18 protein-coding genes are annotated in these 21,345 nt (G+C 43.9%); 5 read left to right on the top strand and 13 right to left on the bottom strand.

From position 1 onward, the window contains the following. Positions 1-388: 388 nt before the first annotated feature. Complete coding sequence (locus ACNQGS_RS12940) at positions 389-1,621, bottom strand: Zn-dependent hydrolase (protein WP_491487655.1); 1,233 nt, start codon at positions 1,619-1,621, stop codon at positions 389-391. Between the two features lie 194 nt (positions 1,622-1,815). Beyond that, on the bottom strand, positions 1,816-3,108 hold the full coding sequence (locus ACNQGS_RS12935) for an ATP-binding protein (RefSeq protein ID WP_491487654.1): 1,293 nt from the start codon (positions 3,106-3,108) through the stop codon (positions 1,816-1,818). 332 nt (positions 3,109-3,440) lie between these two features. Between ACNQGS_RS12935 and ACNQGS_RS12930 the strand changes: the two genes are divergently transcribed. Next, positions 3,441-4,598 carry a M20 metallopeptidase family protein gene (locus ACNQGS_RS12930; RefSeq protein ID WP_491487653.1) on the top strand — a complete coding sequence of 386 codons (1,158 nt, stop codon included), beginning with the start codon at positions 3,441-3,443 and terminating at the stop codon, positions 4,596-4,598. Between the two features lie 127 nt (positions 4,599-4,725). Here ACNQGS_RS12930 and ACNQGS_RS12925 read toward each other — a convergent pair whose 3' ends face one another. The 5 genes from ACNQGS_RS12925 to ACNQGS_RS12905 form a co-directional block, all read right to left on the bottom strand. Then, on the bottom strand, positions 4,726-6,108 hold the full coding sequence (locus ACNQGS_RS12925; RefSeq protein WP_491487652.1) for an L-cystine transporter: 1,383 nt from the start codon (positions 6,106-6,108) through the stop codon (positions 4,726-4,728). Between the two features lie 216 nt (positions 6,109-6,324). Then, on the bottom strand, positions 6,325-7,734 hold the full coding sequence (locus ACNQGS_RS12920; protein WP_491487651.1) for an amino acid permease: 1,410 nt from the start codon (positions 7,732-7,734) through the stop codon (positions 6,325-6,327). Between the two features lie 101 nt (positions 7,735-7,835). Continuing rightward, positions 7,836-9,455 (bottom strand): M20/M25/M40 family metallo-hydrolase, encoded by a 1,620-nt coding sequence (locus tag ACNQGS_RS12915; RefSeq protein ID WP_491487650.1) that lies wholly within the window; start codon positions 9,453-9,455, stop codon positions 7,836-7,838. A gap of 28 nt (positions 9,456-9,483) precedes the next feature. Next, positions 9,484-10,287, bottom strand: coding sequence for a dimethylarginine dimethylaminohydrolase family protein (locus tag ACNQGS_RS12910; RefSeq protein ID WP_491487649.1), 804 nt, complete (start codon positions 10,285-10,287; stop codon positions 9,484-9,486). A 19-nt stretch (positions 10,288-10,306) separates the two neighbouring features. Then, entirely contained in the window at positions 10,307-11,161 is an 855-nt protein-coding gene (locus ACNQGS_RS12905; RefSeq protein WP_491487648.1) for a dimethylarginine dimethylaminohydrolase family protein, read from the bottom strand. Positions 11,162-11,331: 170 nt separating this feature from the next. Between ACNQGS_RS12905 and ACNQGS_RS12900 the strand changes: the two genes are divergently transcribed. Next, complete coding sequence (locus ACNQGS_RS12900) at positions 11,332-12,066, top strand: IclR family transcriptional regulator (RefSeq protein ID WP_491487647.1); 735 nt, start codon at positions 11,332-11,334, stop codon at positions 12,064-12,066. Positions 12,067-12,124: 58 nt separating this feature from the next. Here ACNQGS_RS12900 and ACNQGS_RS12895 read toward each other — a convergent pair whose 3' ends face one another. After that, complete coding sequence (locus tag ACNQGS_RS12895; protein ID WP_491487646.1) at positions 12,125-12,595, bottom strand: nucleoside deaminase; 471 nt, start codon at positions 12,593-12,595, stop codon at positions 12,125-12,127. A 232-nt stretch (positions 12,596-12,827) separates the two neighbouring features. Between ACNQGS_RS12895 and ACNQGS_RS12890 the strand changes: the two genes are divergently transcribed. Beyond that, positions 12,828-14,081 carry a GGDEF domain-containing protein gene (locus ACNQGS_RS12890; protein WP_491487645.1) on the top strand — a complete coding sequence of 418 codons (1,254 nt, stop codon included), beginning with the start codon at positions 12,828-12,830 and terminating at the stop codon, positions 14,079-14,081. A 90-nt stretch (positions 14,082-14,171) separates the two neighbouring features. On the opposite strand, the gene ACNQGS_RS12885 is transcribed toward ACNQGS_RS12890, so the two are convergent. Then, complete coding sequence (locus tag ACNQGS_RS12885) at positions 14,172-14,765, bottom strand: biotin transporter BioY (RefSeq protein ID WP_491487644.1); 594 nt, start codon at positions 14,763-14,765, stop codon at positions 14,172-14,174. A 151-nt stretch (positions 14,766-14,916) separates the two neighbouring features. Next, positions 14,917-16,218, bottom strand: a complete 1,302-nt coding sequence (locus ACNQGS_RS12880; protein WP_491487643.1) for a S8 family peptidase — start codon at positions 16,216-16,218, stop codon at positions 14,917-14,919. A gap of 301 nt (positions 16,219-16,519) precedes the next feature. On the opposite strand from ACNQGS_RS12880, the gene ACNQGS_RS12875 reads away from it, so the two are divergent. Next, complete coding sequence (locus ACNQGS_RS12875) at positions 16,520-17,032, top strand: DinB family protein (protein ID WP_491487642.1); 513 nt, start codon at positions 16,520-16,522, stop codon at positions 17,030-17,032. A 106-nt stretch (positions 17,033-17,138) separates the two neighbouring features. Continuing rightward, on the top strand, positions 17,139-17,675 hold the full coding sequence (locus ACNQGS_RS12870) for a ribonuclease H-like YkuK family protein (protein ID WP_491487641.1): 537 nt from the start codon (positions 17,139-17,141) through the stop codon (positions 17,673-17,675). 27 nt (positions 17,676-17,702) lie between these two features. Here ACNQGS_RS12870 and ACNQGS_RS12865 read toward each other — a convergent pair whose 3' ends face one another. The 3 genes from ACNQGS_RS12865 to ACNQGS_RS12855 all read right to left on the bottom strand — a co-directional run bounded on the left by ACNQGS_RS12865 (position 17,703) and on the right by ACNQGS_RS12855 (position 21,154). Continuing rightward, positions 17,703-18,722, bottom strand: a complete 1,020-nt coding sequence (locus ACNQGS_RS12865) for a DUF418 domain-containing protein (protein WP_491487661.1) — start codon at positions 18,720-18,722, stop codon at positions 17,703-17,705. Between the two features lie 140 nt (positions 18,723-18,862). Continuing rightward, the gene (gene scpC / locus ACNQGS_RS12860; RefSeq protein ID WP_491487640.1) at positions 18,863-20,380 is read right to left on the bottom strand and encodes a succinyl-CoA:acetate CoA-transferase ScpC; all 1,518 of its coding nucleotides are present in this window, start codon (positions 20,378-20,380) and stop codon (positions 18,863-18,865) included. 129 nt (positions 20,381-20,509) lie between these two features. Next, on the bottom strand, positions 20,510-21,154 hold the full coding sequence (locus ACNQGS_RS12855; protein WP_491487639.1) for a LytTR family DNA-binding domain-containing protein: 645 nt from the start codon (positions 21,152-21,154) through the stop codon (positions 20,510-20,512). Positions 21,155-21,345: the final 191 nt, after the last annotated feature.

Below are 21,345 nucleotides of genomic sequence, written 5' to 3'. Positions count from 1 at the left end.
TTATTGGCTACCGTAATGGTGGACCATGAGCATTTTGGGTAACCAATGGAGGCTATTGGCTACCGTAATGGTGGACCATGAGCATTTTGGGTAACCAATGACAATGGAGGCTATTAGCTACTCTAGTAGGAATAAAAACAATATATAAAGTTTGCTAAAACAATCCTCCTCATAATTAACATTAAAAATCACACCAAATTCGCATACACTCCAATAATAATTTCAACGTAAAAAAGTAGTAAAAGCGCATTAATTCTTGAATTAACAACAAAAAACACACTGCGATTTCATATGTGAAATCCAGTGTGTTTTACTTTGTTAATTGAATGTTTGCACCTCTAAAGTGAATCCGTTAATGACCGGGAGAGTCTGTTTTTTTAGCACCTACCTACTTATTTAATAAAGAAAGTACGGTATCCAAAACGACATTTACCCCTTTTTCACAGTCTTCCCAGGTAGTCAGTTCTTCCTCACAATGGCTTTTTCCATTGATGCTTGGAACAAACAGCATTGCTGTTGGAACGTAACCCGCAATGAACTGGGCATCATGCCCAGCGCCGCTGACCATTCGCTTATAGGTAAACCCGAGCGTTTCCGCGGATTGTTCCAAAGAAGCGCACAGTTCAGGCGCAAACCAGACCGTGTCGCGCTCCCAAAGTTTTGTTACCTTTACCTCACAGCCTTCATTGAGGCCTTGGTGCGGCAGCCCTTGAACAAAATCCTTAAAGCTGTTGACGATGTCCATGTCCTTATGGCGTGCTTCAAGCGTGAAGATCACTTTGTTCGGAATGACGGTATGGATGCTCGGATACACGTTAACCCTGCCGATGGTGAAAACAAGATCGGAGTCCAATGCACTTAGACGTTTACGGGTCTCATTAATTAGGTTGTTTGTGGCAAATAGAGCATCCTTGCGCATGCTCATCGGAGTTGTTCCGGCATGGTCCGATTCGCCGGTTACCTCTATTTCAAAGCAGGCCATGCCCACGACGCATTCAACAACACCGATGGTGCTGGCCTCTTTTTCAAGGATAGGGCCTTGCTCGATGTGCAGTTCCAAAAAGGCTGTTGCTTCTTTGAGACGATTTTCTTCACTGCCTTCGTATCCAATTGCCTTAAGGGCTTCCTCAAAGGTTATACCCTCTGAGTCTTTCTTTTGCAGCATGGCATCTTTGTCAAATTTCCCGGCGAGCACACCTGAAGCCATCAGCGAAGGCTCGAATCTTGCTCCCTCTTCGTTTGTGAAGTTTACGATTGTAATCGGGTACTTGGGTTGGATTTTATGATCAACGATTGTTCGCACGACCTCCAGTCCCGTCACGACACCCAAAACACCGTCAAACCGGCCGCCCTTTTTAACGGAGTCTAGATGGGAGCCAATCAGGATGGGAGGCTTATTTTCTGTTCCGGCCAGTGTCGCGTACATACAGCCCATGTCGTCGACCTTCACAGCCATTCCTAGATCCTCACAGCATTTGCGGAAATAACCTCTAGCCGCACGGTCCTCTTCCGATAAAGAAAGACGGGTGACACCATTGTTTTCCGTTCGGCCAAACTGGGCAAAACGTTCCAATTCTTCTTTAAGTCTTTCTCCATTAATCAACAGCTTTTGTTTTTGCATTTAAACACTCCCCTTATAGATTGATAACATTTTTTAAAAATCTCTTGGAGAAGAAATGCTTGTGTAGTAAAAATGCCCCTTAAACATTACAGGAATATTCAGTTATTTTAATTATAGTCCAGCTAAACAATATTTCACTAGACAGTTTTAAAAATAAAAACGGATAACCGACTAGGGCTATCCGTTCATATAAATTACTCTTCGTGAAATCCGATGAATCCCATCGAAGCATTCGAATCGCTGTCATCCCACGATTGTTTTTTCTGTTTTTGCTGGATGGATTTTAAATCGGCACAGAGTCGCGCGATGTCGACCTGCTGTTCATAATGCCATTGAAGTGCAATGGAGGTGTACAGTTCGTTCAACTGGGCATAGGAAAAGTCCTTCGATGTCTCGACGACCTCCCTTATTTCTTCCTCCGATAGGATTCGGTCAAGCTTTTTCGCCATTAAATACTGATAGCGAAGCTCTTTTGTCGGCAGTTTGATTTCATAGGCGCGGTCAAATCGGCCGGAGCGGTTCATTAGGGCCGGGTCAATTTTTTCCGGATAATTCGTCGTGCCGATTAAGAAAACACCTTCTTTGGAGGTAGCTCCGTCGAGTGTATTTAAGAATACCGAGCGGACCCCTGCTGGCATTGAATCAATATCCTCAATTACCAGCACCATCGGCGCCAGCTTCAAAACAGAACTGAACACTTCTTTAATCGTATAGCTCGAGGTATATTCGGTAATCTGCCAATAAGCCACCGGAGCATTGATGCTGCTGGCAATTGATTTTACTAGTGTTGTTTTGCCGTTGCCGGGACTACCGTATAATAGGATCCCCCGCTTGTACGGGATATCATATATCTTGAAAAACTCACCGCTATCTGAGAAAAACTCGTCAATCGACCGGAAGATTTCCTTTTTCAATGGTTCTTCAAGGAAAACGTCCTCTCTTCTTACCAAACTATTAATGCTTTCGACGTCTGTCTCCACACCATCTTCGGTATCCGTATAGACGGTAACATAGTTTTTAATATAATCCCGCTTTCTTTTTAGAACATATTGCAGGAAAGAAACCAAGCATGCATCATTTTCGGCAAAAATAAGATCGCGGTGGAGCTCGCCATCACTTTGAAAGGTTAGCACCCTGGATAAGGCAACCCGATAGGCCGAATAGTAGTAAAGACCATTCGCAATCCGCGGCTTGATGATAAACTCCAAGGCTTTATCCGTATGGTTGGAGGAAATCGTCCGGGTCTCCCCCTCCTTATAAACATAGCTTAGAAGCCGTACCTCGGGTGATTCCACCTTCAAATCTTCCTCGAGAATCTCCCAAATCTCATTGGAGGTATCTTCATCGGAATACATGTTGAAGTCCACGCCCACTTCCTCATGAAGACGATATTGAATCGTGGAAATTATTTTTCCATAATCGTAATAGTAAGGTAATTCTGTGCGGTCCATTTCCCCTGTATTAAAAAGCACTTTATTGTTTTTCATCCGGCTCTCCTTTTTCAGCTAATAAGAAAGTATAAACTTTCTGTCGAAAGCTTTATACTTTCTTAACGCATAAGTGCAACTACTCCTCTGTCTTCGCCCTAAGGGGCTCGCCAATCGGCGAGTTTTCTTTAAAAATCTTACAATAAATATATCTCTTAATCAGGTTAATAGTCTAGTGGATTTCTTTTCCGGATTAGGTCCTTTGGAACTATCTAGATAAGCCGCTGCATGACAGCATTTTTTTCCATCCAGCATTTGATTCTTGTAATATTAGTGAATATACCTTAAAATTGGTTGCATAAAAATACACATAGAATCGAAGGAGTTACATCATGTTACAGACAAAAAATGTTGATTCAGAGTTAAAGGCTTGGGCCATCGAGCAGCGCCGACATTTTCATATGAATCCGGAGCTGTCCGGGCAGGAATATAATACCTCCGCCTATGTAAAAGAAAAATTGGCGGAGTTCGGCATCCCTTTAGATAACAGGTTTTCCGGCCCTAGTGTGGTGGCATTTTTTAAAGGAACGGAAGGCAACAAGACGATTGCCCTAAGGGCCGACATGGATGCCCTGCCGCTCCAAGAGGAAGGGGACAAGCCTTATATTTCCAAGGTTCCAGGTGTCATGCACGGCTGCGGCCATGACGGCCATACGGCGGTTTTGCTAGCGGCGGCTAAATGGATGAGCAATCACCCTGATTTGGTGAAAAATAATATCCGCTTGATTTTTCAAAGCTCAGAGGAGGCTTCGCCAAGCGGCGCCCAGAAGCTTGTGAAAGAAGGAGTGCTGGACGGAATTGACGCGATTTATGGAATCCATCTGATATCACGCATGCCTATGGGAAAGGTTGGCTTTGCCACCGGCTATGCGATGGCTTCCTGTAATGATTTTGATATTAAGATTGAAGGTAAAGGCGGACATGCCGGCTATCCACATGATACGGTCGACCCGATTTATATTGCCAGCCACTTGATTCAGGCTTTCCAATCCGTTGTCAGCAGGAATTTGCATCCATTACATGCAGGCGTTATTTCATTTGGCGGGATGCAGGCAGGAAATTCCTACAATGTCATTCCTCACGAGGTAACGTTGAAGGGGACAATCCGGGCGTTGACCTTTGAGGCAGCCGAGCTCATGCACGAGAAAACGGCCCAGCTGACAGAGTCCATCTGCGCAAGCTTTGGGGCTAAAGGACATTATCAATTTATCGAGGGAACCCCTCCGTTGTACAATCACCCGGAGGCATGTGAATTTGCTCGCGGTGTCATTGAAAATACCTTTGGAGCAGATGCCTTCTTGCCAATAGATCCTGTATTAGGAGCCGAGGATTTCTCCTATTACCTGAAAGATAAGGTCGGGGCCTTCATCAACGTCGGGATGCAAAGTGAAAAAAGCCAGTATCCACACCACCACCCGAAATTCGATATTGACGAAGACGCTATCCCAACCGCCATCGAACTAATGATCCAACTGGCACTGCAAGCATAGATTAGAGAGGTTTAATAACGAATAAAAAGAAGCCGAACCCCAACCATACCATTTGGGGCTCGGCTTTTTATATTAGGTGTCCACCCTAGGCGGACAAATGTCAACAAGCGTTGCCCGACACCTGTGCTTATGCTTCAACGATATCCGGCTGTTTGTAGGTGTCAGTATCGAATTCGCCTGTTGCTTTGCTAGTGAGGACGCCAGCTGTCATGGCACCGCTGACGTTTAGGGCGGTACGGCCCATATCAATGAGCGGCTCAACGGAGATGAGCAGGCCGACGATGGCAATTGGCAGGTTCATGACGGATAGCACGATGAGGGCTGCGAAGGTCGCACCGCCGCCAACACCGGCAACACCGAAAGAACTAATTGCGACGACAAGTATAAGAGTCAGAATAAAGCTTAGACTGGTCGGATCGACCCCGGCAGCCGGTGCAACCATGACCGCAAGCATGGCTGGATAAATCCCGGCACAGCCATTTTGCCCAATGGTCAGTCCGAAGGAGCCGGCAAAGTTTGCAATCCCTTCAGATACACCCAAATCCTTCGACTGGGTTTTAATCGTCATCGGCAGTGTTCCCGCACTCGTTCGTGAAGTGAACGCAAAGGTTAACGTTGGCAATGCTTTTTTCACATAGTTATATGGGCTTAATTTGGCCGCCATTAAAAGCAATAGATGCACAATAAACATAATGATGAGCGCTACATAGGAGGCGATCACAAACGTCCCCAATTTCACAATCGCGTCGTAATCGCTTGTTGCAGCCACCCTCGTGATAATCGCAAGAATCCCATATGGTGTCAGCCGGAGCACCAGGGTGACCACTCTCATAACGATCGAATAGACGGTATCAATGATTTTTGCAAAGAATTCCGCATGGTCCGGTTCTTTTCGTTTTACCCCGAGATAGGCAATCCCGATAAAGGCGGCAAAGATGACCACCGCGATTGTTGAGGTTGCTCGGGCGCCTGTAAGGTCTTGAAACGGATTACTTGGGATGAAATCAACGATTTGCTGCGGCAATGTCATATTTTCCACGGTCGGAACCCGTTCCTCCAATTGTGCAATACGGGCCTTCTCTGCATCGCCTTGGGTCAACTGAGCGCCGTCTAAATTAAATCCCAGGGCAGAGCCAATTCCGATGGCTGCCGCAATCGCCGTCGTTCCCAGCAGAATACCAATGACAAGGACACTGATTTTGCCAATGTTTTTGGATAATTTCAGTTTCGTAAATGCCCCGACAATCGAGACAAAGATTAACGGCATTACTACCATTTGCAGTAGTTTTACATAACCGTTTCCGGCAATATTAAACCATTCAATGGAACGGGCCAGCACTTCAGATGTCGTACCGTAGATGGCATGAAGAATAATTCCAAAAATAATACCTAAGCCAAGCGCCGTAAAAACACGCTTCGAAAACGAGACATGCTTCCTTTGCATTTGGAACAACCCGAACATGAGCAACAACAGAACAGCAATGTTTACAATAATCAGAATGGTATTCATGTTAGTCCTCCCTTTAAAAGTTGTTGGGAAACGCTATTCTACACATTCCAATGCGCCAAGTCGGAATTCCGTTTTTAATACCATCAAACGTTTGATATTACATAAATATGTATGGAAGAATGTTAAAATTCCATTACAGAAACGGTGTAATGGAATAAATTTTTTAAAGAAAAAAAACTGACTTGCCACGAAGCAAGTCAGTTAAATAGATTGTTCTTAAAGTGGATTTATATCGTTACTCGTTGTGCTGAGTTTCTCCAACTTCTTATTTCTAAAGTAATAGAACAAATAGCAAATTAATAAGAAGCCTAGTCCAATCAGGAGCCCGGTCAGCTGGGTTGGGTCAAAGGCCAGGAATATTAATATGGATACACAGAAGATGATGCAAACGAGTGGAACTAGTGGATAGTAGCGAACCTTAAATTGCAGATCCTCCAATTTTCCGCCTGCTTGCAAGTACTTACGCCGGAACATCAACTGTGAGAGTGCGATGCCAATCCAGGAGATTGTAACGGAAATACCAGCAACCGACATCAATAACACAAACACTGTATCCGCCGCCAACACGCTTGTAAGCAGCGACAATAACGAGAAAATCATCGTAAACACAAGGGCTGCGAACGGCACTTTCCGTTTGGATAATTTTCCGAAATACTTCGGCGCCATATCGTCATGCGCCATCGCCCAAAGCAATCGGGTGGAAGCATAAATACAGGAGTTCCCCACCGAAAGAATTGCGGTTAAAATAACAAAGTTCATAATATCAGGAGCAAATGGGATTCCCGCCATATCCATCAGCGTAACGAACGGGCTTTCAAGCAGGCCAAGTTCCTTCGTTGGAAAAATAGCCGATAAGATAATAATAGAAGCGATATAAAAGACGATAATTCTAAAAAGGACATTTCGAATGGCACGAGGTATATTCTTTTGAGGTTCTTCACTTTCGCCGGCGGCTATACCTATTAATTCTGAGCCTTGGTAGGAAAAAATAACATTCATCATGGTGACAAAAATAATTGTCAGCCCTGCTGGAAACAGCCCTTTGGGAGCGAGGTTTTCCATAAATGGTGCTGGTCTGTCTTCAAGCGGAATAATGCCAAAAATCGCCGCTGCCCCAATAATGATAAAGAAAATAACGGCTACAACCTTAATACCCGCAAACCAATATTCGGCCTCAGCAAACCCCCTTGTGGTCAGCGCATTAAGGACAAATAACAAGGCGATGAAAATGGCGCACCAAATCCACACTGAAACACCCGGAAACCAGCGCTGCATCAAAATCCCCGCAGCTGTAAATTCCACACCCGCAGTGGTAGCGGAACCAATGAAATACATCCAGCCCAACGAGAAACCGGCTGCTGGATTAATAAATTTGCTGGCGTATGTTTGAAAGGAACCTGTAACCGGCATATAGACCGCAAGCTCTCCCAGGCACACCATTACCAAATACAAAATAAGACCGCCAAATAAATACCCTATTAACGCCCCGCCTGCTCCTGCCTGGTTAATCGTGTAACCCGCATTTAGAAATAACCCGGTGCCAATGACACCACCTAATGAAAGCATAAACAAATGCCGCCGCTTCATTGACCTGTTTAACTGGTTCTTTTGACCTTCTTGTTCCATCTTTACCCACCCCTTTTTTAGCGGTGTCCACCCCACGTAGACAAAACACCCATTTGTCCACGTGGGGTGCCAAACACCATTTTATTTTCATTTTTTAATTCCTAGCAGCGAACCTTTTTCCCCGCCAGCATTTTGACCATGCCTTCGACGAGGGCTGGCACTTCTTCGAAGGCGTTTTTGATGTGAAGGCGTTCGGTTCGTTTGTGAGCATCTTTGCCGAATGGTCCGACGTTTAGAACCGGTGCATGGAGCTGGGTCATTTCATCGAATGGGATGCTGTAGCTTGTTCCCCAGACAGGTGTATTTTCTTTAAAGACGGTCCAGCCTTCGCCGGCATCCTGGTAATTGACATAGCTTAAATCGCTGATTCCATTAAAATAGTGGACTTGATTGACTGGAAGCCCGAACTTTTCAAAACCGTGTTCCTTCACGTAGGAAATGCACTTTTTCACCAATTCATTTTCCGACGAGTTTACAGCAGGATAATAAGGCGGTGCATACAAGAGGACAATCGCTGGTGCAAGCTCCTGACACTCAATGATTAACGCATCCGCAATACGGAAAGATTTTTCACGGTCATCCCACTCCTCCCTTTTATGAACGGAGGCTTTGATTCCCGCAACAAAATCTGCACCAAATTTTCGAAGTGCATGCTTTTCTAGTTCATCATAGCGCAGCACTCGAACCTGCCCTACCGGAGTAACCGACTGCGCTTTGCAAATCTCATAATAGGCCTGGTTGCAGGATTTAGCTGCATCTAATGCGACTTTTTCGAACATATTCATAATTTCTTCCGCATTCCGCTGCATTAAAAATACGTTATACAAAGCGGCTGAACGGTATGGAGTTTGAACAGAGTACTCCAGCCGTAAATCCTTTTGCTGCAGTGTCACCGGAAGGGGCGTTCTTTCTCCCATCACCGTTTCCTGCAAGCTTAAATTCCACTCCATCCTCTGTGTTAAAAATGAAGCAATATAAGGTCCGGTAATTCCGCTAAGCGGTTCCCCTACATGGGTCTCTTTTCCGTAAAAAAGGGCAGACGGCATAATCTTGCCGATTGAACCTGAGTACACATAAAAGTTTCGGTCTCCCGGCTCCTGGGTAAAGACCGGCTCACTGTTTAGGAAAAGCTTAAAGGTTAGCTGATGCTTTTCCTTTAATTCCAATAATTTTGGAACCGCTGCCCGCATTCCCGAAGAATTCACTTCTTCATCCGGAACTGTCAGGAGCAAGAGATTAATCGGCCATTGCTCGACCGAAGCTTTTTCCATCAGCCCCATATGCATGACCAGACCCATTTTCATATCCATCGTGCCCCTGCCAAATAGGTACTCTCCTGATAAAAGATCTTCCCGGGCCTCTGCCGGCAATTCATCGATTCGAGAATGGAGAAGCTTCGTTAATTCCTCTGGACGGTATGCATACTCCTGAAGGTCTCCGTATTCTTCGGTATTCACCGTATCAAAATGACTAATTAATACAACCGTTTCCGCGGCACTCGGGTGTTTATATAAAGCGGTTACAAAACGGCGGCCCAGATCGGCATCATGAAGACCCAAGTGTTCTGGATTTTCTTGAAAATATGCCAAATCTTTAAGCTTCGCCATCACCTTGGAAGGAAATTCACGCTCTCCCTCCGTCAGCGTCATACTTTTCCAGCTTACTACTTCGCATAATAGCTCCCGCAATGCTTTCGGTGTTCCCCACTTAAGCTGTGTCATTGCTTCCAAACTCCTTCACACACAATTTTTAAAATCTTAGTGACAAGCAGCTCAAACCGCCGTCCAATTTCCTGAATTCCGATGTATCAACCTCAATCGTCTGATATCCGGCTTCCTCAAGTTTTTGTCTTGTCTGCGGGTAGCCTGCTGGGATGATTACGTAGTCGTTTACCTGAATGCAATTTGCCGCATATTCTTCTTCCGGAGGCACAATAATTTTTTTGTAAGAATTAAAATCAGGGTGATCGACAAATTCACCAGCCGCCACAATGGTTTGATTTCCCAAATAAGCAATTCCGGTTTTTAAATGGAAGAACTTCTGAAGCGGTACAATAGTAGCTTTATAGTTTTCAGATTCTAAAATTGCTTTGAGCTGCTCTGCGCCTTCCTGGTTTGTCCGTGCGGAAATGCCGATATAAAAATGGTCTTCAGCTTGTAAAATATCGCCGCCATCGAGTGTACCTGGCGCTTTAATATAGTAAATTTTATCGTAGAAGGATTTGATGGCAGGCTCCATGTCATGGATCTCTCCGTTTCTTGACTCAGCGCCCGGATTGGAAATAACTGCAAATTCCGGGGTTAAAACAGCTGTATCTTCCACAAAGGTGGAGTCCGGAAACTGGTCATTGCTTGGCAGGACAGTTACTTCAGTCCCGCATTTTTTAAGTGCTTCAATATAAGCATCGTGCTGCTCCAATGCTTTTTCCAAAATCGGTTTGCCAAGGTCTGAGGTAGTTAAGCCATTAACGTAAGTCGTTCCAGGTCTTTTGACAATTGTATGATGGAACAATTTTGTTCCTTCTGTTGATTTCAACGCAGATTCTTTTAACATTTTTTCATCCTCCAATTTCTTATTCTCGTTCCACTGGGCATGTCAGGCAGGTCGGGCCGCCAGTCCCTAAATAAGAGATTTCGTTTCCGTCATATTCATAGACAGTTGCTCCGGCATCGATTAATTGCTGTTTCGTGAAGGGGTTTCCAGAAACCATCATACAAACCCGAGGTGCCAGCGCGAGCACGTTGCAGCCAAGTCTTAGGTACTCATCTTCGGGTACCTCAACCAGCCGGAAGCCCCGTTTAATCAGCATTTGCCTGAGAAACACAGGCATCAATCTTGAATAGACTACTGCCAAATCTTCGTCCACGATACTGATAATGGACATTAGGTGCAGACATTCGTCCTCTCCTTGGTCATGCGGGAGTTGTACCACGATTACCTCATCGACTTGATCTGCGACCATCTCTTTAATTTGTAGGATGGCTTCATCATTTGTCCGGTAGCCGCGTCCGATTAACAGTGTGCGGTCATCAAGCCAGACAAGGTCTCCCCCGTCGGCAACTGCCTCCCCCGTCAATTCTCCTACTATCGGAATCTCTTTTTCTTGTAAAAAATCTTTGTAAACCTCTGCCTCCGGCTGCCGCAATGTTTTTCCTGATTTCAAAATGATGGCGCCCTTTGGCGTAAATTTAACGGGATCATGGGCATAGAGTGAATCCAATCCAACCCGTTCCGAGACAGGCAAAAACTCAATATTTCCCACATGCTCCTTGATGATGGCAATAAACTGCTCATATTCATGCTGAGCCTTTTGAAAATCCGGTTCATTAATATAGTTGAATCTTTTCCATTCCCTACCTAAATGTTCTTGACTGATAAAAGCGTCTTTCGGATGTTTGACGATGACTCTGTTGAGCTTCTTATACATGGACGTCAGCAAAAAATCTCCTCCATTTTCCGCATAGTGGAATGCTTTTCCTGTGACAGGAAAACTTATAATATGATATTATAATCTTAGAAATTACATGTCAATATTTTTTGAATTTACAGAATATATACAATATCTTCCAGTAGTTAATAAAGGCAGGGAATAGCTATATGCAAACAATCGATCGAGCAATGCAGGTTATTAAGGTTCTTGCAGGAAGTGATACAAAAAGATGGTTCGCCATTTCGGAATTATCGAAGGAATGTGGACTGCCTGTCAGTACTCTTCACCGGCTTTTGCAATCCATGAAGCAGCACGGTCTTATTCAACAGGATTCCGATTCAAAATTCTATTCAATGGGGACTGCCTGGCTCGAGTATGGCCTGCAAATGTACGATACCTTTGATTTTGTGGCGCTGATCCGGCCGGAATTGGAAAAATTAATGCATGAAGTAGAGGAAAGCGTTTATTTCAGTAAACCCATTGGTTTAGAGTCTTTAGTTGTGGAAAGAATCGATTGCCTGAATAACCCGATTCGAATTTATGATCAGCTTGGAATACGGATTCCGTTTAACATTGGCGCGGCTAATAAAGTGATGCTTGCTCACATGCCTCCTAAAGAAGCGGTAAAAATCGTTAATTCACTAGTGTCTGAAGATGAACGGGATTCGTTTTTAAAATTATTGCGTGAGATTCGAAAGCAGGGGTATGGAGAGAGCCACGGGGAGAGAACATCGGGGACATCATCCGTTGCAGCTCCGATTTTCAACCACCAAAATGAGCTCATCGGCGCCATCAGCATTGGTTATGTCAATTTCAATGTAACGGAGGAAAGGAAAAGCTTTTTGATTGAAAAAGTAATGGAATTTGGGCTGCGCATCTCCGGAAAATTAGGAGCAAAATAATCGAAACGGTGTCAGGCACCACAAAAAAAGCAAATGTCCACCCCGGGTGGACATTTGCTCAGTATTGTTGTTTGTTTGGTTTGCTGGCCCAAGCAGTGAAGGGCTGATAAGTGTTGTTTGTGAGAAGCCGTATAAAAGGAATGGTGCGTTTTTCAGGAGGCACTTCAAGCTGTTCGTAAATAAATTGGTCATCGAACCCAATTTTCGCAGCATCTTCATGTGTACAGGAATAATACACCTTCTCTAATCTGGACCAATAGATGGCGCCGAAACACATGGGGCAGGGCTCACAGCTTGTATATAGTTCACAGCCGGTTAATTGGAAACTATTTAAAACCTTGCAGGCTGCCCTAATCGCCTGCATCTCAGCATGGGCGGTCGGGTCATTCTTCACGGTTACCTGATTACGGCCAACACTGATAATCTGGCCATTCTTCACGATAACCGCCCCAAACGGACCGCCGCCATAACGGAGTACATTATCAAGCGCTACATCAACGGCCATTTTCATAAACCTCTCGTCCCTCATAAATTCCCCCCAACACTAAGACATTATCTCTTCCCTTCAATTTATTATCCTTCCTATGAAAAAAGAATGATGACTTATTTTCCCACTTAAAATTGAGGCAGGATGTTTTTTAAAAAAATGTAGGTTATATAATAGAAATTTTGTAAAATATGATTATCCACTCGCTTGGCCAATAATCAAATCGGCAATTTCATTGCCTCTTCTTTGAAACCTGTTGGAAGGACTGACCATCATGCATAAAGCCAAGCTTTACGAGATTTCCTTATTTACCGCTGCACTTTTAGCAGCTTTAAGTTCTTCCGGTATTTTAGTGGACCATTCCATTTTTTTAAAAATATTAATTGTATACTGGTTCTTCTCCATTCTTTACTTCCGCCTTCGGGTGTTCTTTAAAAATGGCAATACCAATATTGAATATGGGATTAGCTACGACTTATCCTTTGTCCTATTTGCCGGGCCGCTCGGCTTATTTATATTTGAGACGATTTACCGTTTTTCTGTTTATATTTATCGGAAATGGACAAAAACAGCAGACCCGACCGAGTTTTTTGATGCCTTTTATAATGCCGGAACCTTTGTGATCACTAACTCGGCAGCCTACCTGTTATTTCATTACCTCCATGAAAACTTTCAAGCCATTCCATTTGGGTATTGGATTCTAATCTTTCTAATTGTTTGCATTACCTCTTACCTTTCCGGTACCACGATGGTCATCCTGTTTCTATTCTTGGGTGAAAAAATATCCTTTAAGAAGGCCATCAATTTTATTTTTAAAGACATCAGCATGCTGGATTATGGGAAAGTTGCCATATCAAACGGCCTTCTTTTCCATTTCCTTCAGGATCAAAAGTGGGAAATGTTAATCATTGTCTTTATTTTGAATTACATTGTCAGCCATTCCTTCTATTTAAAATCGCAAAACATTCAAACGAAATTGGAGCGTGACCAATTCGAGCAAATGGCCTATACTGACTTTTTGACAGGGGCCTTCAACCGGACCTTTATGGACAAAAAATTGGCCGAGCTCAGTCGGTCTAATGAAAATATCGGGATTGTCGTAACCGATATTGATAAATTCAAAGGAATAAACGACAGCTATAACCACGCTGTGGGTGATAAAGTCATTCAGCAGTTTGCCGCCACTTTAAAGAGTTATCTTGGACCGGAGGATTATCTGTTTAGGAGCGGCGGTGAGGAATTTACACTTTGCCTCCGAAATCGGAATTTCGAACAAACCGTTGATTTGGTGAACGATATTCGCAATGGGAATGAAAAAGGGTCAGTAAATGCGGAATACAACGGGGAAAACATTCTGATTTTTTATACCGCATCTTTCGGGCTTTACTACTATAAGGTTAATGAATATGTATCAATGGAAAAAGCCTATATCCTTGCCGACGAATTAATGTTCGAATCCAAGCAGCTCGGAAAAAATCATGTATCCTTTCTAAACGGTCTTATAAACAAAGAAGCGGCAGTAACCTAACAATAGGTACTGCCGCTTCTTTGTTTTCGTGTGGTGCCATTTTTGGTGACAGACAACACAAAAGACATTTGTCCACATGGGGTGGACATTTCAAGATGCCCGCTTCAGGTTTTTGAATTGTCCCTTAGAGAGGACGGTTTTTTCTAGACGGTGGGCCATGATACCGGCAAATACGGACAGGATGATATCTTTCGGAAGCGGCGGTACCATCCATAACCAGGCCATTTTATAGGCGAAGCCTTCCGGCGCTGCAGCCCAAAGCTTGTAGGCATAATACATCCAGTTGGTTCCAAACAGGTAATTGACCGTCATTCCAATTAAAGCCGCTATAATAAAAGCGGGCAGGCTTTTTTTCTTTTCGACGATTTTCCCAATGATAAAAGCTACAAAAATATAAGAAATAATAAAGCCGAAGGTTGGACGAAGGATGATTCCGAGTCCTCCAAAAAAGCCGGCAAAAACAGGTACTCCGATCATGCCAACTAACGTATAAACAATCATCGCAATGGCTCCCAATCGGCTTCCTAAAATTAATCCTGCCAAAATAGCAAAAAAGGTCTGCAGCGTGATTGGCACTCCGCCAACCTGCAAAAATGGTGCAATCGTCGTAATATTTGCCCCGACCGCCATCAGGGCCACGAACATCCCGACAAGCGTGATGTCCAGCGCTCTTAACTTTCTCATTTTCTCCCCACCCTAAATTAAATTCTGATATCTGATAGTTTAAAAATAATGGGCGGGCGGTTATTTGTCAACCAAAATATGATTAAAGTTAACAAAAACTGATTTTGACCATAATTAATGAGATATCACCCTATTCCGCTTTATTGGCTTACTACGGAATGGATCTATCCGCATTAATGTAGCCTTCGCCGTAAATCGCGTTTTCTCGGTCCTTCCATAAATCTGTGTTATTCTTCAATAGATCTTTCACTTGCTGCGGTGTTGCTCCAGGAACGCGTTGTTTAATCAATGCACATATACCCGCACAAATAGGTGTTGCCATGGAAGTGCCCGATAAAACAAAGTAATCATTGTCTACCCTTGCCGATTTTTGCAGCTTGTCTAAATAAGAATTAGGAGATCTTAGTGAAATGATATTCACCCCAGGCGCTAAAATATCCGGCTTATTTAGCTCATCTTTAACATCCTTTGCCCCTCTGCTTGAAAAGCTGGCCACATCGTCATCGCCGCGGTCCACAGAATTTTTATCATCAAGAGCCCCAACGGTAATCACTTTTTGACTAATACCAGGACTTGCGATGGTTCCATAATTCGGACCTTCATTCCCAGCCGCCACTACCACGATAATCCCTGCTTCCCACGCCTTTTCAACGGCCGTTACCATTAGATCTTCACCCGGCTGGACCTTGCTGCCTAATGACATGCTGATGATATCAATTTTTTCAGGCGGATTACCGGCATTGTACTTAATACACCAATCCACCCCTTCCATGACTGTATCCAAAGACCCCGAGCCTAATTTATCCAACACCTTTACGCCAATCAGATGAGCTCCTGGGGCTGGTCCTGCATAGGGACCATTGGCAGCCGCGTCACCGGCACAGTGCGTGCCATGGCCATTATCATCATAAGGGTCTGTTTCATTATTGACGAGGTCAACAAAGCCCTTAATTCTATCCCCTAAGTCCTTGTGAGGATAAATGCCAGTGTCGATAATCGCGATTGTTACTCCTTCCCCTGTAAGTACAGTGTTATTTCTTTTGATATTTTTGGCATTAGCGGCAGGTACAGCAACATCAAGCAACGCCTTTACTTCCCTGTTTAAATAAACCTTTTTGACATGATGACAGCTTGACAGGATCCCTTCTAACCCATTTGGAGTCACATCTGCACTATGGCAGGACACACTTGATATGCTTCGTTTCATGGTATTTCGGGCATGCTGTTTCATCACCTCGGATACCTGATGGCAGCCTTTTTCAAAGCAGCCTTCCTCAAATTCAATAATAACGGATATTTTGCGGCCCCATTTAAGGAATCCCTCGAAATGTTTATGCAAAAAACATGGTGTCCATGTAAACGGCTTGTACAGGTTTAAAACTTCTTCCCGCAAATGTCTGTCCAATTTATGGGCATGAGTACGCACCATTTGAACCATTGAATAACCAAACAATTATTTTCTCACCCTTTCATAGCTTTTTAAATAAGTTATGAAACTTCAAAAAAATGGTAACGGTACTTGTCCAATTTTCAAGTAAATAGGCGGTCCTTAAAGGTTTGTGAAAAATAATCGTTTGTTTTGTAGGGGTGTCAGGCACCGTTGGTGGACATTGTCCACCTCAAGAGGACAATGTCCACCTCATGAGGACAAGTTCTCACCATTGTTGATTGGCTTAAAAAGGAATATTTGGCTTGGGGGCGAATATAAAACATAGTGGGACATATTTTGTTAGTCCAATTTAGGGGGGATGTTTATGATAGAATTGGAGGCTCTACGCGAAAGGCTGGCAGAGGCTCGCCAGCAGTTGATGAACGAGATCCAAACGCTCAGTTTTGCAGATTTAAACAAATTACCCGGAGAAAATTCCTGGAGTGTTGCTCAAGTCTGCCACCATCTTTATTTAGCTGAAAAGTCTTTTACTAGTGCGCTACTTTATGGCCTTAACTCCGAAAAGAGTAAAAAGGCAGAAGCAAAACCTTTACACCTATATTTATTAGACCGTTCCAAGAAAGTAGATGCCCCGAGTATCGTTGCCCCTTCAGCGGAGTCTTTCGAGCTGGAGGAAATTCTCAATTTGCTAGATGAATCAAGAACATTATTACTCGATGTTATGGGTGGAATAAAAGACGAGACCATTCTGATAGAGAAATCCGCTAAACATCCTCTTTTTGGCTATCTACCTCTTTTCCAATGGATTGAAAACGTCTATTTGCACGACCAGCGGCATATTGAGCAAATAAAGGAAATTAAATCTGAAATTCTCTAAAGCCCATCCCTAGAATCATTTCAATCGTTGCACGCCAATCCTTACTTTTCCATAAGCTAGAGTAATAACATCAAAGAATTGAAGGGAAAGATGTGGTGGATTCATGATGGTAAATCCCAGGCCTGCAGGCCATACATTTAAAAATCTTCAAGAGAGCAAAATGGAATTTGAACAGGTTTTCGAGCGAATAACTGAATTTATGAAGTGTGACCCACGCGGAAATTACCGCTTAATGGTGGGAACGGATTCTCAGGTTCACAGGTCACATACCATTTTCATTACCGGCATTGTCATTCAAAATATGGGGAATGGCGTTTGGGCGTGTATAAAAAAGGTGATTGTTCCAAGAAAAATGACTCAGCTGCACGAGCGGATTTCACTAGAATTATCATTAACGGAGGAAGTCGTTTCCCTATTTACAGAAGAAAAGAAAAATGAATTAATCAATATTGTTCTGCCAAATGTCTATCAAGGGGCTACTTTTACGATAGAGGGCCATATCGACATTGGGGCGGGAATTCGAAACAAAACGAGTGAGTTTGTTAAAGAAATGGTCATGCGAATGGAATCCATGGGCGTAGAACCAAAAATAAAACCTGACGCCTTCGTCGCCTCAAGCTACGCCAACCGCTATACCAAGTAATCGTACAAACAATCAGGGGTCCGAGGGTCAGGCCCCCGGCGTTTTAGTGCGTTGCCGCATTGGTGGGACCTTTAGGTAGGTTAGTGCCCGCCAAATCCATTCGAGCGGGCCGTATTGGTAGAATCGCAGCCAAATGTAACTATATGTCATTTGAATAACGTAAATAGCTAGACATATATAAAGCGTTTCTATGTAAGAAACCCTTCCGAACAGGTTAAAGGTATAGCCTGCCAGATAGATAAACACAGTTTGCAATAGATAATTCGTCAGTGCCATTCTTCCGTAGCTTTTTAAAGGTGACAGCAGCTTTTTGATAATCTGAATCTGCAGCAACAGCACTACAAGACCGGCATAAAAAGCCGAAACAATCGGACCTATTGTTATGCCAATATCAATAAACCTTGCTGCCTCTCTTCCAGACGGCCCTGACCATCCCTCGGACAAAATCGGGGCATATTGGTATTGATAAAGCAGTCCTATTACGCTTAACCCGAACATAATCACCGTAAAAACGGCAACCGGCTTTGCCCTTTTGGATATAACCTCAAACAATCCGAACTGCCCTGCCGCAATCCCTAACAGCATAACGGGAATGACCATAAAGATTTTAATGGCGGAAATACCAATTATGACTAACAATCCAAAGCCAATAATGAGATTCACCACTTTACTCAGCTTATAAAAAGGCAAAAGAAGTAATCCACAGATAGCGTAAACGGTTAGCGCCTCTCCCGGATGAAACCGTACATGAATCAAGCCAAAGACAAATAATATGGCAATCCGCCGCAGGAATAATACATATCCGTTCATACCCTTTGCTTTCGCCCGTGTGATAAAAATATAGAACCCGACGCCAAACAGGAAGGTGAAAATCGTATAAAACCGGCCTTCCACAAATAAATATAAAAACCGCCAATAGGAAGCATCCAGCGAGTCAAGATCAGGCGTTTCAGCAGACAGCAGCGGTCCAATATTCACCAAAATGATTCCCATCAATGCAAACCCTCGCAGATAATCTAGCACATCGATTCGTTTATTTAACTCCATTGAACTCTCCTGTTCTTTTTTTCCATCAATCTTCGCCTCCAAAAAACATATTACCTACTTAAGATTCGCTTCCTTCCCTTCTTTTCCTCTCAATAAATAAAATAGGCGAGCCTTTTTTACTAAGGTCTCGCCTAAATTTATTATACAGTTTCCAGTACAGGCTGCAGCATAGTTCCATTTGCTGCAAAATTCGTATGCCAGGAAAATGCTTTTTCCAACACATGAGGGGTTTGTCCGCCTCTTGTGAGAGCTTCCTGGTAATATTCGCGCAGCTGCTGACGGTACATTGGATGCGCGCAGCGCTCGATGATCAATTCTACTCGCTGCCTCGGTGCAAGTCCCCGTAAGTCTGCATACCCCTGTTCCGTCACGATGACATCGACATCATGCTCGGTATGGTCGACGTGGGAAACGAAAGGCACGATGCTTGATATCTTACCGCCCTTAGCGATGGATTTCGTTACAAAAATCGCAAGGCGGGCATTGCGAGCGAAATCCCCGGAACCGCCGATTCCGTTCATCATCTTTGTTCCAAGTACATGAGTGGAGTTGACATTGCCGTAAATGTCTAATTCCAGCGCGGTGTTAATGGAAATTAATCCAAGACGGCGGATAATTTCCGGATGATTGGAAATCTCCTGCGGCCGCATGATAAGCAGATCGCGGTATTTTTCAAAATTGCCATAAACCTCTTTCATCTTCTGCTCTGACAATGTAATGGAGCAGCATGAAGCATACTTAACCTTCCCGGCATCAATTAAATCAAACACGGCATCCTGCAATACTTCAGAGTATACTTCAAGGTCTTCAAACTCTGAATCCAAGAGGCCATGAAGAACTGCATTCGCAACCGAACCAATCCCTGACTGAAGCGGCGCAAGCCGGTTTGTCAGACGGCCCGTTTGCACTTCGGTACGTAAGAAATCAATTAAATGGTTGGCCATGATGACCGTTTCCTCGTCTGGAGGAACAATCGTTGAAGGTGAGTCTAGCTGGTTGGTAAACACAATCCCTCTTACCTTATCAATATCAACCGGTATTCCAATCGTGCCGATCCGATCTTTTACCCCCGTCAATGGAATCGGTCCGCGCTCTCCCTGCTTCCCAGGCTCATATAAATCATGCAAGCCTTCCAGGTTCACCTGATGTGCCAAATTGATCTCAATAATAATCGACTTTGCATTCAGGGCAAACGATAGAGAATTGCCCACTGAAGTGGTCGGAATCACCATTCCATCCTCGGTAACTGAGAACGCTTCCAATATAGCGTAATCGACAGGCTCCATTACACCAGCGCGAACTAGTTCCGAAGTGTGTGATAAGTGCTGATCTACAAACAACATCTCACCGTTATTGATTTTTCCGCGCATCGTCGGGTCTGCTTGGAAAGGCAGCCTTTTCCCAATAATTCCAGCCTCTGCAAACAGCTTGTCAACGTCTGAGCCCAATGATGCTCCCGTATAAACATTTACCTTAAACGATTCGTGCTCGGCACGTTTTACTAACGCAAAGGGAACCGCTTTCACATCACCGGCACGTGTAAAGCCGCTTAATCCCAGTGTCATACCGTCTTGAATCCAAGATGCTGCCTCTTCTTGCGACACTACACGGTCCCAAAGTCGTGAATCTTTAATCCGTTCGTATTTGCTATCTAACATTTCATCCCACTCCCCAATGGAATTTTATTTTAATTGTAACCGATAAAGGTTTTCAGTCAGAGAAATTGGGGACTAGTTACGAAATTTTCGGATAAAACAGAAAATCTACTGACTAAAGCAGAATTTTTTCTAAAATCCTAACAATCTACGAAAATAGCTCGAATAAGATTGGCTGACCTGCACCCTGTCGCCATTTTTCATCGTTAGTATAAAGGTTGAATGGGTGTCAGGGTGGATCTCCTTTATATGATTGACATTCACAAGAAACGAGCGGTGGCAGCGGATAAAGTTATCCTTTGGCAGCAGGAATTCAAATTCCTGCAGCGAATATTTATGGGTGCCGCTATGCTCCTCGGCGTAAACAAAGGTCTTCTTTTCCTTAGCCTCGAGGTAGATCACCTGTGAAAACGGAACTGGAATCCAGCCGTCTTCTGATTTAATGGTGACGACTAACTTGCCGCTGGTCAGTGAAGGAAATATTGCTGTCACACAGCCTTCAATGTTCCCATCATGAAAAAATGGCACAGCCATCCCGTGGTAAGGAATCCCAAAAACATCACGGTCGATAAACTCCGAAACCTTCTGCCCAGTATTCACTGCCTTATAGGCAATCGTGCCATCCTTCAAAGGATCGCCACGCCGAATCTTCAAATCAATCCGCTTGCTCGGCCGGTAATAAATATACTCACTAGTGTTGGAAACCGCAATCGAAATCTCATCCGAAAACAGCTCACTAATTACATCTAGAAGCGAAACAACCGTAATACTCTCCATTCAAAATCACCTGGTTACTAAAATCTAATGATTTCTAAAACTCGCCCCCGAACCAAGAAAAGAAGGACTTCCGTGACGATTCTCACGTCATTCTGTCAGGAAGGGATTAACCCTTGTCATGAACCTGTTGCCCAAGACACCCCGCAGCGCTCTGTTAGAGCCGGCTTATTGCGACAGACCATTCCTTCCAA

This window comes from Neobacillus sp. PVCKKU3 (genome assembly GCF_058323225.1).
The sequence above is the reverse complement of the archived record's forward strand: the minus strand, read 5'-3'. Positions and strand labels throughout refer to the sequence as shown.